The organism is Paraferrimonas haliotis, from assembly GCF_002282895.1.
GTDB lineage: Bacteria > Pseudomonadota > Gammaproteobacteria > Enterobacterales > Shewanellaceae > Paraferrimonas > Paraferrimonas haliotis.
In genome coordinates, this window is sequence record NZ_NRRB01000004.1 from 62,633 (window position 1) to 78,962 (window position 16,330).

Genomic DNA, 16,330 nt, shown 5'->3' on the forward strand with positions numbered 1-16,330 from the left:
CGTTGTTAAAATCCTACGGAAAAGTGTTCTGCAACCGCCTTTGTTGATGGATAGTGGTTTGAGTGTTCAAATTATCTGCAACGGCTGCGTCATCCTATTGTGCAACAGCGTTAAAGGCGACACGGAACTGGTCTAAAAACGCCTTTCTTGCTAGGATCTTAGCTTTCATGATTGGTGAGTTAAGGAATTGCAATTGCAACCGATCCCCCCCGAGCTTCTGAGTCAATGTGCGTTAGTGGACGCCGCCCAAATAAAACGCCGACTGGGTGGGCTTAAACGCGTCAAAGACGCCAATAAACGCCGTAAAACCATTGAACAGCTCACCGAGTTTGCACAACAATCAGCGGCTAAAATGGCCGACAAAGCGCTGTTATTGCCGCCGCTAAGCTACCCTGAATCGTTGCCGGTCTCCCAAAAGAAAGACGACATTAAAGCCGCCATAGAAGCTCATCAGGTGGTGATCGTTGCCGGTGAAACGGGTTCCGGTAAAACCACTCAGCTACCCAAAATCTGCATGGAGCTGGGGCGCGGGGTTAAAGGCTACATAGGCCACACTCAGCCCAGACGGTTAGCGGCGCGCTCGGTAGCCACTCGCATTGCCCAAGAAACCAACACCCCCATGGGCAGCTTAATTGGTTACAAAGTTCGTTTTGCCGACGAACTGGGGGACAGCGCTTATGTGAAGCTGATGACCGACGGCATTATGTTGGCGGAGATGACCCAAGACAAATGGCTCACCCAATACGACACCATCATTATTGATGAGGCCCATGAGCGCAGTTTAAACATCGACTTTTTAATCGGTTACATTAAGCAACTACTGCCTAAACGCCCCGACTTAAAGCTTATCATCACGTCGGCAACCATTGACGTTGAGCGCTTTTCCAAACACTTTAATAACGCTCCGGTCATCGAAGTGTCGGGCCGTACCTTTCCGGTAGAAACCCGCTATCGGCCTCTGTTGCAAGCCGATGGCAAGGATCGCGACGTGATGGAAGGCATTGCCGATGCGGTCAGCGAACTGTGCCGAGAAGGGCCAGGCGATATTCTGGTGTTCTTAAACGGCGAGCGCGAAATCCGCGATGCCGCTGAGCATTTGGCCAAAGTAAACAGCATCAACGCCGAAATATTACCCCTTTACGCCCGTTTGAGCTTCGCCGAGCAATCTAAGATTTTTTCAGGCCACAGCGGGCGGCGTATCGTGCTGTCGACCAACGTTGCCGAAACCTCGTTAACCGTGCCCGGTATTCGCTATGTGGTGGATACCGGTACCGCGCGCATCAGCCGTTATAGCTATCGCACCAAAGTGCAGCGGCTGCCCATTGAAGCCATTTCCCAAGCCAGCGCCAATCAGCGTCAAGGGCGTTGCGGCCGTGTAGGGCCGGGTATCTGCATTCGCTTGTTTGACGAGGACGATTTTAACAATCGCCCTGAGTTTACCGATCCGGAAATCCTGAGAACCAATTTGGCCTCGGTTATTTTGCAAATGTTGTCCATTGGCTTGGGTAAAATTGCCGACTTTCCTTTCATTCAGCCACCGGATTCGCGCACCATTAATGACGGCATGCGGTTGCTGGAAGAGCTTGGCGCCATTACTCAGCACAAGCTGCAACCTAAGATGACGCCACTGGGCCGAGAATTGGCGCGCTTACCCATCGATCCAAGGTTGGCGCGAATGGTGTTGCAAAGTCGACAGCACGACTGTGTCCATCAAGTGATGGTGATTGCAGCTGCTTTGTCGATTCAAGATCCACGGGAGCGCCCGGCAGACTTTCAACAAAAATCGGATGAGTTTCACAGCCGCTTTAAAGACACCGACTCTGATTTTGCGGGCTTTTTAAAGCTGTGGGAATACTTAGAAGAACTTTCTAACGAAGTGTCCAAAAGCCAGTTTAGAAAACGCTGCAAACAAGAGTTTTTAAACTACCTGCGCATTCGCGAATGGCAAGATCTCTATTATCAATTGTCCACCTCAATGAAGGAGCTTGGGGCTAAAATTACCCTTAACCCCAGCAGTTTTGAGCCCATTCATCAGTCCATTTTGGCGGGTATGCTCAGTCACATTGGGGTAAAAGACAGCGAGCTTAAGAAAGCCAAAAGCCGAGTGCGTAATCGCGACGCCAACGCTTATTTGGGTGCACGAAACAGCCGCTTTTACGTGTTCCCCGGCTCAGCGCTTGCCAAAAAATCACCGAAATGGTTGATGGCGGCGGAGCTGGTGGAAACCAGCCGTTTGTTTGCTCGGGTGTGTGGCAAAATCAGCCCCGAATGGGTTGAGCCCTTGGCCCAACATTTAGTGAAACGCAGTTACGCTGAGCCGCATTTCGACGTAAAACAACAGTCGGTGGTGGCCTTTGAAACCCAAGTGCTGTATGGGCTTACCATTGTTAATCGACGCAAATGTCAGTATGGGAAAATAAACCCGGTTGAGGCTCGCGAAGTCTTTATCAGGCAAGCCTTGGTGGAAGCTAAATGGCCCTGTAAACAAGACTTTTTCTTAGCCAACCAAAAGCTGATTCATCAAGTGGAAAACCTCGAGCACAAGTCTAGACGCCGAGACATCTTGGTTGACGAGCAAATCTTATTCGACTTTTACGATAAGGTGTTGCCGGACAATCTCACCTCGGTGGCCTCGTTTAACCGCTGGTGGAAGCAGATCCAAAGCGCTGAGCCTAAGCGGCTGCACTTCGACATTAACATGCTGATGCAGCGGGATGCCGACCACATTTCTCAGTTAGACTTTCCCGATGTATGGATACAGCAGGGCATTAAACTGCCGCTAAGCTATCGTTTTGAGCCGGGTGAGCAAGACGATGGGGTTTCGCTGCACGTACCGCTTACGCTGCTGAACCAGTTAGACGCTACTGGCTTTGATTGGCTGGTGCCTGGGTTGCGCCAAGAAAAGCTGATTGGGCTGATTAAAAGCCTACCCAAAACGCAGCGGCGCAATTTTGTGCCAGCACCTAACTACGCCGACGCCATCTTGCAAACTCAGCCGGATCCAGAAACCGACATGCTGGAATATCTTTGCAAGCAATTGCTGAGAATGACCGGTGTACGAGTGAGCAGCGATGACTTCTCGGACGAGGCATTAAGCCCACATTTACGCCTTAATATTAAGGTGGAAGACGATAAAGGTAAGGTCATCGCCCAAGGTCGTGACCTCGAGCAATTAAAACTGTCCATGCAAGGGCAGGTGAAAGGCGCCATTAGAAAAGTGGCCGACAGTGGCATCGAGAAAAAACAGCTCACCGACTGGAATTTTGGCGAGCTTAAGCAGGAATATAATAAGCAACAAGGTCGCTTCGAAGTAAAAGCTTATCCCGCCTTAGTGGATGACAAGAAAACCGTTTCCATTCAACTGTTTGACGACGAGCAACAAGCCAATGCCGCCCACAGAGCCGGTTTACGACGCTTGCTGCTATTAAATATTCCTTCGCCCCTTAAGCATTTGCAGCAAACCCTGCCCAATAAAGCCAAGTTGGCCATGTACTTTAATCCCTTTGGTCAGGTGCAATGGTTAATCGAAGATTTGGTGTATTGTGGGGTAGATAAGCTGATTGAAGACTATGGTGAGCCGGTAAGAACTGAGCCGCAGTTTCAAAAGCTGCAACAACAAGTGCGCGCCGAGCTTAATGACACGGTTACCGAGATTGCGCTTCAAGTTGAAAAAATCCTGACTTTATCGCAACAAATACGAAAACAGCTTAAAGGTAAGATTGGGCTGGAGTTGGCGTTCGCGCTGTCGGACATTCAAGCGCAACACGAAGCTCTGGTGTACAAAGGCTTTGTGGCAAAAACCGGTTGGCAGCGATTGGCGGACGTGATTCGCTATTTAAGCGCCATTGATAAACGCCTAGAGAAGCTTAAAGTGGACCCGACTCGAGATCGCAACCACGCCTTAAAAGTACAAAAGGTGATGGACAGCTATCAGGCCAGTTTGTCTAAACTGAGTAAAGGTCAGCCAGTGCCGACTGAGCTTGCTGAAGTGCGCTGGATGATAGAAGAATACCGAGTCAGCTGCTTTGCGCAGAATCTAGGCACTCGCTATCCCATATCCGATAAGCGCATTATGCAGGTGCTGAACCAATTTTAACTGCGCTGGTAACAGCTAGGCTTGCGCTAACGCTACTGAACAAAAAGGAAAGCCGTGAAACGATTTATCCAACAATTGCCGAAAGTTGAGTTGCATTTGCACATTGAAGGCTCGCTTGAGCCTGAACTCATGTTTGAGCTGGCCAAACGCAATGGCATCAGCTTGCCCTATGCTTCGGTAGAGCAATTGAAACAAGCCTATCAGTTTGATTCCTTGCAATCGTTTCTAGACCTTTATTATCAAGGGGCGCAGGTACTGCTTAACGAGCAAGACTTCTTTGACCTCACCATGGCTTATTTTAAGCGCTGCCAGGCTAATAATGTGGTGCATTGTGAAATCATGTTCGATCCACAAACCCACACCGCTCGCGGCGTCGACTTTGCCACCGTAATAAACGGCATTCACAAGGCACAGCAACAGGCGTTGACGCAATTTAACATTAGCAGCGAGCTCATTATGTGCTTTTTGCGCCATCTTGACGAAGCCGATGCCATCAATACCCTTGATCAGGCGCAGCCCTATAAGCCGCTGATTAAAGCCGTTGGCTTGGACTCCTCTGAAATGGGTCATCCGCCGCAAAAGTTTGAGCGGGTGTTTGCGCTTGCTAAAGCTCAGGGTTATCGATTGGTGGCCCACGCCGGCGAAGAGGGCCCAGCACAAAACATTTGGGACTCCATAGAGTTGCTGAAAGTGGATCGCATCGATCACGGAGTGCGCGCCAGCGACGACGAACGCCTTATGGACTATTTGCAAAGCCAGCAAATGCCGCTGACGGTATGCCCACTGTCTAACACCAAATTAAAAGTGTTCGAGCACATGGCTCAGCACAATATTTTGACTATGTTGCAAAAGGGGATCTGCGTAACGGTTAATTCCGACGATCCCGCTTATTTTGGCGGATACATGAACGACAATTTTGAAGCCATCGCCGATGCCTTAGCCATGACCCGTGAGAACTTAATCCAGCTAAGTCACAACGCGGTAGACGCCAGCTTTGCCAGCGATGAGCGAAAACACGCTATAAAACAAATGATTTTAGAAGTTAGCCCGAGGTAGGAGTGAGCCGATGAAAGACCTTTCCGACATTCGTCGTGACTATAACCAAGGGGGGTTGCGGTCCAAAGATTTGCCAGACAGTCCCTTTAAGCTGTTTGAAAAGTGGATGGATCAAGCCCGAGCCGCAGAAATCACCGATCCCACCGCCATGGTGCTGGCCACCGTTGACCAAAACGGCCAGCCGTTTCAGCGGGTGGTGCTGCTCAAACGCTTCGACGAGTCGGGGTTGGTGTTTTTCACCAATACCGGTAGCCGTAAATCACAGCACATAAAAGATAACGCCAAAGTGAACGTGATTTTTCCGTGGAACGATTTAGAGCGACAAATCGCTATTACCGGCGTCGCCGAGCCATTATCCACCACAGAAGTCATGGCCTATTTCGCCACTCGACCGAAAGACAGCCAAATTGGCGCTTGGGCATCGCAGCAATCCAGCAAAATCAGTGCTCGCGGCGTGCTGGAAGGCAAGTTTTTAGAGCTCAAGCAAAAGTTTGCTAAAGGCGAAGTGCCCTTGCCAAGCTTTTGGGGTGGTTATTGCATTAAGCCCGACAGCTTTGAATTTTGGCAAGGTGGCGATAGACGATTGCACGATCGGTTTTTATACGAGCTCAATGGTGACTGGCAGGTGCAGCGGTTAGCACCTTAATGAATAGCGCCCTAAAGGTCGCTAAAAGGCATAAAAAGATCGGTAACCTAAAGCTTGCCGATCTTTTTTTTGTTTATCACTTGCGCTTTGCATTTATCCGTCTAGTCTAAAACAATAATCAATTACAAAATGTTTTGTGCGCACGCCTAATGAAGAGGGAATTATTATGGGCAGTTTATCGTTCGTGAACCGAGTCTTGTTATCTGTGGTGTTACTGCTGTTATTGGCGGTCTTTAGCATGCAAGCTTTGGCTGCAAGCTGGAGCATCGACAACACAACCTCGCGCGTTAACTTCATCTCCATTAAAGCCAATACCATTGCTGAGAATCATCACTTTAAGCAAATTTCCGGTGGCCTATCGGCCGACGGCCAGTTCTCAGTTGACATTGACATTGCCAGTGTCGACACCTTAATTGAAATTCGTAACCAACGTATGATCGACATGCTCTTCGAAGCAGCTAAATTCCCTAAAGCCACCTTGACCGCTAAGGTCGACATGGACGCCTTGGCGGCCATTGGAGTTGGCCAACAAGCCAGCATGCGCTTGGAATCCAGCCTAGAGCTTCATGGCCAATCGCAAACCATGCCAGTGCAAGTTCGAGTGGCTCGCCTAGCTGACAAACAGCTACTGGTGACCAGCGAACAACCGCTACTGCTTAACGCCGACGCTTATAACATGAGTGCAGGCGTTGAAAAGTTACGTGAAGTAGCAGGGCTTCCAAGCATCAGCCCCGCCGTTCCCGTAAGCTTCGTTATTTCACTGACCAGTAATTAACGTCGCAACCATAATCTAGTCTTGCTTACATCCGCTAATGTTAGCTCCACTGTTGTTTGTGGAGCTTTTTTTATGGCTAATTTGCCTTGCATCAGCAACTCGTCTCTAAACCAGTGAATGTCTAGTGCCGCATCCAAGGGGTAATGCTGCAAACGCTGCAATAATTGACCGTCCGCCGCTTCATTATCCAGCGCTATGATCACATCACCTGCGGCTAACCCCGCCAAATGAGCCGCTTCACCTTGGCTGACCGTGACCACTTGCACGCCTTTGGGGTGCGCTTTTACTGTCATGCCAGAGTCTACTCGAATCGGCATTAACTGGGTGCGTCCACCTTTGTCTTGCTCGCCGGTGCGACTGCGCATGCTTAAGGTAACCCCAACACTTTCTAAAGCCTCGGCCAGTGGCAAGTCGTCGCAGCTGTCTAAATAGGCGAATACGTCAGCAAGCGAGCAGCCACACAGCTTCTCGGCAACAGTTTGGTGGCTATCATCTAAGGTGCCAAGGCCTTGCAGGGCAAAGTCTTGATAAAGGGTTGATAGCAAAGTGTCGAGATTCACCTGACCCTCGCTGCGCTCAATCATGGCTAAGTCCAACAACAGCGCAAACATGGCCCCTTTGGTGTAGTAGCTGACAATGGCGTTGGCGGCGTTTTCATCTTGCTTATAAAACTTAGTCCAGGCGTTAAATGAAGATTGGCGCAAGGTTTGTTTAAAGCGACCGCTGCCGCGCATCACCCGAGTCATGGTTTGCGCCAGTAAATCCAAGTAGGCTTCGGCGTTAATCAGCCCACAGCGATACAAGATCCAATCGTCGTAGTAGGAGGTAATGCCCTCATAAGCCCACAGCTGTTTGGTGTAGCTTTCTTGCTGTAACTGATAGGGCACAAACTCAGCCGGTTTTAAGCGCTTAACGTTCCAGCTGTGAAAATATTCGTGGCTGCACAGGCTTAAAAAGGTGGTGTAGCCGCTGCTGCTCTCTTGGCCAAAACCAATTAAGTCGGAGCGACTGCAAATCAGCGCGGTGGAAGCGCGATGCTCAAGACCACCAAAGCCTTGATTCACCAAGGTGGTTAAAAACAGATAGCTGTCAAACGGCGCTTGCCCGCCAAACAGTTCAATTTGATATTGGCAGATTTTGGCTAAATCGGCGCAAATGCGAGCGATGTCGGCTTTGTGCTTACCGTTAATTACCAAGGCGTGGGGCGTGTCCAACACTGAGAACTCGCAAATGTCTAACTCGCCCATTTCAACCGGATGATCAATCAGCTCATCAAAGTTGTCAGCCCTAAAGGTACCGCCGCCCCATTTATTGCCGGAGACACGGGTGAGGGACGAGGCCAACTTCCAATGAGGGTATTGCTCGGGCAAATCGATGGTGAGGGTAACCGCTTTATCTTCAGAGCCTTTTACGGCTAAAAAGACACTGGTGCCATTAAAAAATCCGTGGGTTTGGTCAAGGTGAGCAGTGCGTACCGACAAGTCCCACGCGTAAACTTGATAGTTGACCGTGAAACTGTGTGAGCAAGGAGCAACAACAAAGGTTTGTTTATCGGTTTGCTCAAAGTCGAGAGCACCGGCGTCGCTGTAGGCTTTAACGTTTATTAGGTTGCGGCAAAAATCGCGGATCATATAGCTGCCGGGGATCCAACTGGGCAGCCATAACTCAGTATGCTCGGCGTTTGCGGGTAGGGTGAGGCTGACTTCAAACAAATGGGCGCTTGGGTCAACAGGAAGAATTCGATAATGAATCATCAGCTTACCTATATCTTGGATAAAAGCTCTTGTTATACTGTGAAGATATTATGATGAAACGAAGCTATCACAGCAAGGACTTGGTAATGGCAGAAGAAACCATTTTTAGTAAAATCATTCGTCGTGAAATCGATGCCGATATTGTGTTCCAAGATGACTTGGTAACCGCCTTTAGAGACATCTCTCCGCAAGCGCCGCAGCACATTCTTATTGTCCCTAATCACCTGATACCCACCATTAACGACGCTAAAGCCTCCGATGAAGCGGCGTTGGGTCGAATGATGACAGTGGCGGCTAAGCTTGCTAAAGAAGCCGGTATTGCCGAAGACGGTTATCGCTTAATCATGAATTGTAACCAGCACGGTGGCCAAGAGGTGTACCACATTCACCTGCATTTGGTTGGCGGAAAAGCACTCGGACCTATGTTGCAACGCTCATGACAGACAAAACCGAATCCTTTAACCCCTACAAAGGCTTGATTCAGGCCTTCGTTGGGCAGTTGACTCACTGTAAACACCTAAATTTGCAGGTGGAAGATGCCGGCGAGAACTACGCCGTATTAAGTTTGCCCTACCATCAAGCACTGGTGGGCTACCCCGAAACCGGCGTATTGCACGGCGGTGTTATTACCACCTTAATGGATACCACCTCAGGCTCGGCGGTAGTGTGCGCCTGTTACAGCAGCGACGGCCATTGCGAGCTCTCGCCCACGTTGGATTTACGGGTGGACTACATGAAAAGTGCAGAGCCGCATTTGCCGGTTTACGGTCGGGTGGAGTGTCATAAAATCACCAAAAACATTGCCTTTGTGCGGGGGGTGGCCTATCAAGAAGACCCGCAGCACCCCATTGCCAACGTGGTGGGCTCGTTTATGCGCATTGGTACCGATGTCTTAACCGACGAGTTTAAGCAAGTGCTAGAGGATGGCGTTAATGGAGTTTAGCCAAGCATTAGAGCAACACATTCAAGCCCACGATTACGATGGCTTGTTAACCTTGTTTCCCTACGCCCAGTTTTTAGGGATGCAATGCCAAGGGTTTGGCGACGAGTTTGTGTTTGTGTTGCCCGCCAGAGAGTCCAACATTGGCAACCCGACACTGCCGGCCTTGCATGGCGGGGTGATTTCAGGTTTTATGGAAATGTCCGCCATGATCCACCTGATGCTGGCTATGCAAACCACTAAGGTGCCGAAAATTGTCGACATATCCATCGACTACATTCGCGCTGGTTTACAAAAAGAAAGCTATGTACGCTGTCAAATAACCCGCCAAGGGCGGCGAGTGGCCAATGTCAATATTGTGGCCTGGCAAGACAACCGTCGCCAGCCCATTGCCACCGCTCGGGCGCACTTTTTAATTGATTAAGGAGTTGATTATGAAACACGGTTTACGTTCACTGGCTGTGGTGGTGATGGCCATTGCGCTGGGCGCTTGTGCCGCTAAAACCGGCGGCGTGTCGGCTAAGTCCAACGGCGACACCCGCATCGACAACAGCAGCTTTGGCCACAAGGTAACCATTACCAATGTGCGCTCTCGCATGCAGGCGGATCATCTGCAGGGCAGCGCCATGTTAGTGTCGAAAATCAGCACCGACTTTCGAGTGCAATATCGCTTTAGCTGGTATGACAAAAACGGCTTTGTGCTGGAGAACGAAGGACAAGCCTGGAAAAGCGTAAAGCTTCACGGCAAGCAGCAATACCCAGTGCAAGCCCTGGCTCCTAATGCCAATGCCGTGGATTTTGAGGTATACGTGCGAGAAGCCATTTCCTACTAGGGAATTTTTGCAGTATACTGCGCGAGCGCCAAGGGGTGTTGCTGAGCAACTGAGACACATTTGTGAACCCTTAGAACCTGATCCGGCTGATACCGGCGTAGGAATGGACATGCACGCTTTAAGGGGCGGGCTGCCGGATCTTTGTAGCTATTGAGGTCCCATGAAAACAATAACAAAGGCCAAGCTATCATTGCTGAGCCTAACTATAGGTGCATTGGTTGCACCGCAAGCCTATTCACAAACTCTTACCCAAGAGAATGAATCCGCTCAAGATAATATTGAGCGCATTTTAGTCACTTCCGATTACCGTCAATTACCGCTGGCACAAGTGCCATCCAGCGTGAGCGTTGTCGATCAGCAAACCATGAAGCAAGAAGGGCAACAGCACTTCCAAGAAACGCTGCAAGGCATTGCTAACATCAACTGGTCTGGCGGTAGCTCGCGTCCGCGCTATTTCCAAATTCGCGGCGTGGGCGAGCAGGAAGAATACCAAGGTGCGCCGAACTCGTCGGTGGGCTTTATCGTCGATGACATCGACTTGTCTGGCATTGGCATGACCGCCAGCCTGTTTGACATGCAGCAAGTGGAAGTGCTGCGCGGACCCCAGGGCACTCGTTACGGTGCCAACGCACTGGCGGGCTTGATATACATGAAGTCTAACGATCCCACCTATGATTACGAGCACGGTCTAGAAGCTTCAGTTGGCCAAGATGACCTGTTAACACTGGGCGGCTACACCTCTGGGCGTGCTACTGACGATGGCAGCTTGTTGTATCGCTTTGCCATTCAGCAGCACTCGCAAAATGGCTTTGTTGAGAACAGCTACCTTAACCGCAACGACACCAACAAGCGCGATGAGCTGAGTGTGCGCGGTAAAATGCGCTGGTTAGCCAGTGATGACCTCAGCGTCGACTTAACCCTTATGGGCGCCGACTTTGATAACGGCTATGACGTATGGACCTTGGATAACAACGGCTTTACCAGCCTAACCGACCAACCGGGCGTTGATAGCCAAAAAACCTACGCCGGCTCGGTTAAACTCAGTTACAGCGGTGCTAAATACTTTGAACTGGTGTCTCTTACCAGCGTTGCTAAGAGCGATCAGCGCCACGCCTATGACGGCGATTGGGCCAACCCAGATTACTGGGCAGGCAAAACCTGCGAAGAATACGACGACGATTGGAACGTAATTGGCAGCGGCCCTTGTCAGTACGATTACTGGTGGGACAAACAAGCCAAGCGCGACACCGTAAGCCAAGAGCTGCGCTTCTCCAGCACCCAAGACTCCAAGCTGTTTGCAGGCTCCACCGATTGGCTGGTGGGCGTGTATGGCATGAATCTTAATGAAGACAATGACTTGTACTCAGAGTACAACGGCTATCCGGATCAAGTGCTGCAATCTAGCTACGAAGCCACTAACCTGGCGGTGTTTGGCCAGTTAGATACCGACTTTGGCCAAGGTTTGTCTTTGTCTACGGGCTTGCGCTTTGAGCGTCGTAGCAGCGAGTACAGCGACAGCGATAACGAAGCCTTTGACCCGACCGACAACATGTGGGGCGGTCACATTGCGCTGAGTAAAGCTTACAGCGACACCCAAGCCGTGTACGGTCGCATTGCCCGCGGTTACAAAGCCGGTGGCTTTAACATGGGCTTGCCAGCCGAGCTTGCGCAATACAAAACCTTCGATCCAGAAACCCTGTATAACTACGAAATTGGTTTGAATTCGCAGTGGTTTGAGCGTCGGTTAAGCACCAGTGTGGCGCTGTTTTACATGGACCGCCAAGACCAACAAGTGGAAGCGTCGCAGCAAGATCCCGACAACCCACAACGCTTTACCTTGTACACAGCCAACGCCACCAGCAGCACCAGCTATGGCGCTGAGTTCGAGTTTAACGGACAGCTAAGTCAAGACCTCAGTCTTTACGGAAGCTTGGGGCTTCTAAACGCCACTTATGACGACTATCAGTACAAAGATTCTGGTGGTAATACGGTTGATTTAAGCGGTCGTGAGCTGGCTCATGCGCCATCGCATACTTACAGCCTTGGCCTTAACTACCTTAACGATTGGGGCTGGTTTGCCAACATTAACACCAGCGGCAAGAGTAAGTTCTATTACTCCGACAGCCATGACTCGCAATCGAAAGCCTACGGCATTTTGAACGCCAAGGTGGGTTATCAAGGCAGCTTCTGGTCGGTCAGTGTGTGGGGACGCAACCTTACCGATGAGCGCTACGGCACCCGCGGTTTCTACTTTGGTAACGAGCCGGATAACGGTTGGACGCCAAAACAATACATCCGCTACGGCGATCCGCGCCACGTGGGCGTTACTTTCAGCATCGATTGGATCTAAATACCATGAAATTAACCGTAGAAATTTCCATGTACCCGCTGCACGACGACTATTTAACCCCAATTAAATGGTTCATCGAGCGCTTGGCCAGTTATCCCAACATTGAGCGTCGTACCACCGCCACTTGTACTCAGGTGCAAGGGGACTTTGATGAGGTAATGGCCATGTTGTCGGCGGAAATGAAAGCCGGTTATCAGAAGTTTGGCAAAGCCATTTTCGTGTGTAAGTTCTTACAAGGCCCGCTTGAGTTGGATTATCAAGACGAGTTTGGTAAGGCTCAGGCTAAGGAGCGCGATTAATGGAGTGGTTGGCCAGCATCAGTGCCGACGCCCAAGCCATGAGCTTGTGGGAAAGCATCGCTGTCGCGTTGGCAGTGGTGTATTTAGTGGGCGCCATGAACAGCAAACTGTGGTGCTGGCCAGCGGCCTTTGTGAGCACGCTCATTTACACCGTGCTGTTTTGGAAGGTGGCCCTTTTGATGGAGTCGCTGCTAAACGTCTACTACATGGCCATGGCGGTATATGGCTTTTGGATGTGGCGCTATGGTGGAGGCTCTCAAACCGGCGTGGCCATGGTGTCTTGGTCGCTAAGCCGCCATTTGCAGCTCATAGCTGTGACCGCTGTGGTGGCACTGGCACTGGGTTACGTGATGAGCAACTATACCCATGCTGACTTTGCATATCTTGATGCAGCCACCACCACCTTTGCGGTAATGACCACAGTGCTGGTGGCCCTAAAAGTGATTGAAAACTGGTTGTATTGGGTGGTTATCGACTTGGTGTCCATCTATTTGTACGTCAGCAAAGGCTTTATGCTCACCAGTGCCTTGTTTGTGTTCTACACCGTGCTGGCGTTTTACAGCTATTGGGTGTGGCGCAAAGCCTATTTGCAACAGGAGCAGGGTAATTGCCCCAACACCTTAACCGCTACCTAACTCAGCTGGGATGGCTCGATGACCTTGATTCTGGTGACATAACGAGCATCGAGCCATTATCCCAAGGCTTATCCAATCGTCATTATCGGGTGCGCACGCAGCACTCAAATGGCGCCTCAAGTGATTATCACCTGCGTAAACTTAATCACCACACCCCTTGGGTTAACCGCGCTCAAGAAATGGCCATTTGGCGAGCGGGCCATAACGCCGGCATAGCGCCAGAGCTTGTAAAGGCGAATGACGACTATTGCTTATCTCGCTGGCATTCTCATGCTGAGGTGTCCGCTGCTGAAGCCTTAACTCGCTTTTATGACCTGTTACCGCGCTGGTGTGCCCTTGAAGCTAAGCTGGCCGGGCAAATTGAGCGTTTTAGCATGGAAGGGCGGTTGACGCTGTATCATGAATTATTGGCGGAGCGGGCCGACAAGCAAGTCATGGACGAGGCAGAAGTGACTCGCCAAGCCGCACTCAAGGCCATTGACAGCCTAGAGGCCAGCCCGTTAACTTGGGGCTTGTGCCATTTGGATCTGCACAGCGGTAATTTGCTGTGTGATGAGCAAACCTACCTCATCGATTTCGAGTACGCCTGCATTGCGCCCATTATTTTGGATATTGCATCGCTTATAGAAAACCAAATGCTGCCTTTAGGCGTATTAAGCTCTAATGAGGTGCAACAGGCCATTGCTGCGTATCAACAGGAATATCCGCAACTGCAGGTGAGCGACGAGCAACTGAATCATGCACGAACGCTGATGCGAGCCTATGCTTGGTACTGGTATGCGCTTATGGACTAATTTGCAGGACTAAAACAATAAAACGGGATAACGAATGAAAAAGCCTTGGCTGCTATTACTTACCGTGCTCATGATAGGCGGTTGCTCATCGGTAAAAATGGGTTATTACTTTGCCGACTGGGCCATTGGCTGGAAGTTATCCGATTACGTAAAGCTTAATAAAGAACAAAAAGCCGAGCTCAACCAAGAAATTGAAACCTTTCTGGCGTGGCATAAACAAACCGAGATGGCTCAATACGCCGACCAACTCGCCCGCTTAAGCAGCGACATCGCCGCGGACTCCGTTACCCAAGAACAAATCCAAGCGCATTTCGACGAACTCGGCGGTCACTGGAAAGCCAGCTTGGCCCACATCACCCCAGCACTGGTGCGACTAATGCCTAGCCTAAGCGACAAGCAGGTGAGCGAATTGCTGGAAAACATTCGCGAAGAAAGCGCTGAGCGAGCCGAAGAGCGCGCTGAGCAAACCGACGAAGAGCGGCTCGAAGCCAATCAAAAGCGCTGGAAGAAGAACCTGAAAAAGTACCTCGGCTCCGTAAGCAGCGAGCAACAAATTCTGATAGACGAGTACTTGTCGAAACGTCTGCGCACCTTCGATTTGTGGAACCGCTATCAAGAGGCCTGGTATCAAGAATTTGAGCACGTCTTAGCCCAGCGTAATCAGCCAGAATTCGCCAATGAGCTCAAACAGCTTCTAGAAAATCCAGAAAGCCTACGGAGCCCCGAGCTTCAACAAAACCTCACCCAAAACCGTCAGCATCTGCTGGCGTTCATGCAGCAACTGCATCAAAGCTTATCGGCTAAGCAGAAAGCGAAGCTTTTGAAGCGGGTGGATAAGCTGCAAAGGGATGTGGCGGATTTGGCGAGCGATTAGGGCGGCGTGATTAGCTTAATCATACAGTTTATACGTTAATACCAATATATTACCTGTGTGCTTTAAGATGGAGTGCACTAAAGATGTAAGAATGATTTCAGAATGAAGTACTTTATTAAAAACCTAATGTTGAATAGAAATCTAAATGATGAGATATCTGAAGAACTATTCGAAAAGCTTGTACAGAGTAGACAAGTTCTAAATAATGCTCTTGCACTAGAAGAGAAGTTTGATCTTCTATTGTCAAACTTCCTTGAATTACAGCAAGAAGTCTTAAGTTTAACTGCAGATTTTATCGTCCATTCTCCGCAAGGATATACAGACCATCACAAGCACACCGCAACTCTAAATCGACGTGTCGTTAACCTATTAACATCTGCAAGGTTATACTCTGATCAAATACACCAACACGTCAAGGCATGCACTTTAGATGATCAAGTAGACATCAAAAAGTATTTCAGCGACGAATATGACAGCTGTTTTGAATACAGGTTTATGGAAGCCCTAAGAAATCACGTTCAACATCAAGGATTAGCAATACATTTAAACAGTCGAGGTCATGGCTGGTCTGGTGAAGGTGAGAATAGAAAGGCTGGCTATTATATTCACGCATTCGCCTTGAAGAAAATATTAAAGCAAAACACTAGCTTCAAAAAAATAGTTCTTGATGAAATGCCAGACAAAGTTGAACTTGTCACGTGCTCCAAGGCCTATATATCGTGCTTGGGTAGAATCCACTTTTCTCTAAGAGAATTAATCGAGGTAAACGTTTCGAATGCTCGCGATACAATTACTACTTTAATAAATCAATACGAAGCTCAAGCAGAAGGTGACTCATTGTTGTTAGCGATATATAAAAGCGCGAATGGTGAACAATCAGAGGAACATCAGATTTTACTTGATTGGGATGACGTAAGAGTAGATTTAGTTAAAAAAAATTGGAGGTTGCCTAACTTAACTAAGACTTATATAAACAACTTCGCTTATAACGACTAAATCCCGATAGATAAATTCTAGACTTTCCTCGCTCCGCTTTGTTCTACTCTTTATGCGCTCAGTTATAACCACGGTATTAGGGAGAAATTAAGTACTAGGGGCGGAGTCAAGGTTGACTTCCCGATGGGGAGTGCTACAGATCCTGCAAAATTGACTTAGCCTTGAGGACTAAGCCACCTATTTGCATTTTCTCCTCCATATATGCTTAAAAACGTAAATTTCAGTTTTTACGTTGATAAAAATTACTTGCTACCTTAAACTCAAAAAATCATTTTTAAGTTT

15 protein-coding genes and 1 riboswitch are annotated in these 16,330 nt (G+C 49.4%); of the genes, 14 read left to right on the forward strand and 1 reads right to left on the reverse strand.

The window, feature by feature from the left end:
* The first annotated feature begins 193 nt into the window (after nucleotides 1-193).
* The 4 genes from hrpA to CLC91_RS09400 all read left to right on the forward strand — a co-directional run bounded on the left by hrpA (nucleotide 194) and on the right by CLC91_RS09400 (nucleotide 6,573).
* Nucleotides 194-4,096 (forward strand): ATP-dependent RNA helicase HrpA, encoded by a 3,903-nt coding sequence (gene hrpA / locus CLC91_RS09385; RefSeq protein ID WP_233132607.1) that lies wholly within the window; start codon nucleotides 194-196, stop codon nucleotides 4,094-4,096.
* Nucleotides 4,097-4,150: 54 nt separating this feature from the next.
* Complete coding sequence (locus CLC91_RS09390; RefSeq protein ID WP_095500319.1) at nucleotides 4,151-5,152, forward strand: adenosine deaminase; 1,002 nt, start codon at nucleotides 4,151-4,153, stop codon at nucleotides 5,150-5,152.
* Nucleotides 5,153-5,162: 10 nt separating this feature from the next.
* Nucleotides 5,163-5,798, forward strand: coding sequence for a pyridoxamine 5'-phosphate oxidase (pdxH, locus tag CLC91_RS09395; RefSeq protein ID WP_095500320.1), 636 nt, complete (start codon nucleotides 5,163-5,165; stop codon nucleotides 5,796-5,798).
* Between the two features lie 166 nt (nucleotides 5,799-5,964).
* A complete protein-coding gene (locus CLC91_RS09400) occupies nucleotides 5,965-6,573 on the forward strand; it encodes a YceI family protein (protein WP_095499534.1) in 609 nt (202 codons plus the stop codon).
* Here the strand turns inward: CLC91_RS09400 and CLC91_RS09405 are convergent.
* Nucleotides 6,570-8,327, reverse strand: coding sequence for a M61 family metallopeptidase (locus CLC91_RS09405; protein WP_095500321.1), 1,758 nt, complete (start codon nucleotides 8,325-8,327; stop codon nucleotides 6,570-6,572). The two genes, CLC91_RS09400 and CLC91_RS09405, sit on opposite strands and share 4 nt — an antisense overlap.
* An 86-nt stretch (nucleotides 8,328-8,413) precedes the next feature.
* On the opposite strand from CLC91_RS09405, the gene hinT reads away from it, so the two are divergent.
* From hinT to CLC91_RS09455, 10 genes are all read left to right on the forward strand, one after another.
* On the forward strand, nucleotides 8,414-8,767 hold the full coding sequence (gene hinT / locus CLC91_RS09410; protein WP_095499547.1) for a purine nucleoside phosphoramidase: 354 nt from the start codon (nucleotides 8,414-8,416) through the stop codon (nucleotides 8,765-8,767).
* Nucleotides 8,764-9,270 carry a PaaI family thioesterase gene (locus CLC91_RS09415; RefSeq protein WP_095499536.1) on the forward strand — a complete coding sequence of 169 codons (507 nt, stop codon included), beginning with the start codon at nucleotides 8,764-8,766 and terminating at the stop codon, nucleotides 9,268-9,270. Before hinT ends, CLC91_RS09415 begins: the two co-directional genes overlap by 4 nt.
* On the forward strand, nucleotides 9,260-9,691 hold the full coding sequence (locus CLC91_RS09420) for a PaaI family thioesterase (RefSeq protein WP_095499548.1): 432 nt from the start codon (nucleotides 9,260-9,262) through the stop codon (nucleotides 9,689-9,691). The genes CLC91_RS09415 and CLC91_RS09420 overlap by 11 nt, the downstream gene beginning before the upstream one ends.
* Before the next feature lie 10 nt (nucleotides 9,692-9,701).
* Nucleotides 9,702-10,100 (forward strand): YcfL family protein, encoded by a 399-nt coding sequence (locus CLC91_RS09425; RefSeq protein ID WP_095499537.1) that lies wholly within the window; start codon nucleotides 9,702-9,704, stop codon nucleotides 10,098-10,100.
* 21 nt (nucleotides 10,101-10,121) lie between these two features.
* A riboswitch (TPP riboswitch) is annotated at nucleotides 10,122-10,221 on the forward strand.
* A 39-nt stretch (nucleotides 10,222-10,260) separates the two neighbouring features.
* Nucleotides 10,261-12,450 (forward strand): TonB-dependent receptor, encoded by a 2,190-nt coding sequence (locus CLC91_RS09430; protein ID WP_095499538.1) that lies wholly within the window; start codon nucleotides 10,261-10,263, stop codon nucleotides 12,448-12,450.
* 5 nt (nucleotides 12,451-12,455) lie between these two features.
* On the forward strand, nucleotides 12,456-12,749 hold the full coding sequence (locus tag CLC91_RS09435) for a hypothetical protein (protein ID WP_095500322.1): 294 nt from the start codon (nucleotides 12,456-12,458) through the stop codon (nucleotides 12,747-12,749).
* Nucleotides 12,749-13,384 carry a nicotinamide riboside transporter PnuC gene (gene pnuC / locus CLC91_RS09440; protein ID WP_095500323.1) on the forward strand — a complete coding sequence of 212 codons (636 nt, stop codon included), beginning with the start codon at nucleotides 12,749-12,751 and terminating at the stop codon, nucleotides 13,382-13,384. Before CLC91_RS09435 ends, pnuC begins: the two co-directional genes overlap by 1 nt.
* Nucleotides 13,357-14,178, forward strand: a complete 822-nt coding sequence (locus tag CLC91_RS09445; protein WP_095500435.1) for a phosphotransferase — start codon at nucleotides 13,357-13,359, stop codon at nucleotides 14,176-14,178. Before pnuC ends, CLC91_RS09445 begins: the two co-directional genes overlap by 28 nt.
* 34 nt (nucleotides 14,179-14,212) lie before the next feature.
* A complete protein-coding gene (locus tag CLC91_RS09450; RefSeq protein ID WP_095500324.1) occupies nucleotides 14,213-15,052 on the forward strand; it encodes a DUF6279 family lipoprotein in 840 nt (279 codons plus the stop codon).
* A gap of 102 nt (nucleotides 15,053-15,154) precedes the next feature.
* On the forward strand, nucleotides 15,155-16,048 hold the full coding sequence (locus CLC91_RS09455) for a hypothetical protein (protein WP_095500325.1): 894 nt from the start codon (nucleotides 15,155-15,157) through the stop codon (nucleotides 16,046-16,048).
* The last annotated feature ends 282 nt before the right edge of the window (nucleotides 16,049-16,330 follow it).

Bases quoted from the DNA above. Each gene is read 5' to 3' on its own strand.
- pdxH (WP_095500320.1), top strand. From the start codon at position 5,163: ATGAAAGACCTTTCCGACATTCGTCGTGACTATAACCAAGGGGGGTTG.
- CLC91_RS09400 (WP_095499534.1), top strand. From the start codon at position 5,965: ATGGGCAGTTTATCGTTCGTGAACCGAGTCTTGTTATCTGTGGTGTTA.
- CLC91_RS09405 (WP_095500321.1), bottom strand. From the start codon at position 8,327: ATGATTCATTATCGAATTCTTCCTGTTGACCCAAGCGCCCATTTGTTT.
- hinT (WP_095499547.1), top strand. From the start codon at position 8,414: ATGGCAGAAGAAACCATTTTTAGTAAAATCATTCGTCGTGAAATCGAT.
- CLC91_RS09415 (WP_095499536.1), top strand. From the start codon at position 8,764: ATGACAGACAAAACCGAATCCTTTAACCCCTACAAAGGCTTGATTCAG.
- CLC91_RS09420 (WP_095499548.1), top strand. From the start codon at position 9,260: ATGGAGTTTAGCCAAGCATTAGAGCAACACATTCAAGCCCACGATTAC.
- CLC91_RS09425 (WP_095499537.1), top strand. From the start codon at position 9,702: ATGAAACACGGTTTACGTTCACTGGCTGTGGTGGTGATGGCCATTGCG.
- CLC91_RS09430 (WP_095499538.1), top strand. From the start codon at position 10,261: ATGAAAACAATAACAAAGGCCAAGCTATCATTGCTGAGCCTAACTATA.
- CLC91_RS09435 (WP_095500322.1), top strand. From the start codon at position 12,456: ATGAAATTAACCGTAGAAATTTCCATGTACCCGCTGCACGACGACTAT.
- pnuC (WP_095500323.1), top strand. From the start codon at position 12,749: ATGGAGTGGTTGGCCAGCATCAGTGCCGACGCCCAAGCCATGAGCTTG.
- CLC91_RS09450 (WP_095500324.1), top strand. From the start codon at position 14,213: ATGAAAAAGCCTTGGCTGCTATTACTTACCGTGCTCATGATAGGCGGT.
- CLC91_RS09455 (WP_095500325.1), top strand. From the start codon at position 15,155: ATGAAGTACTTTATTAAAAACCTAATGTTGAATAGAAATCTAAATGAT.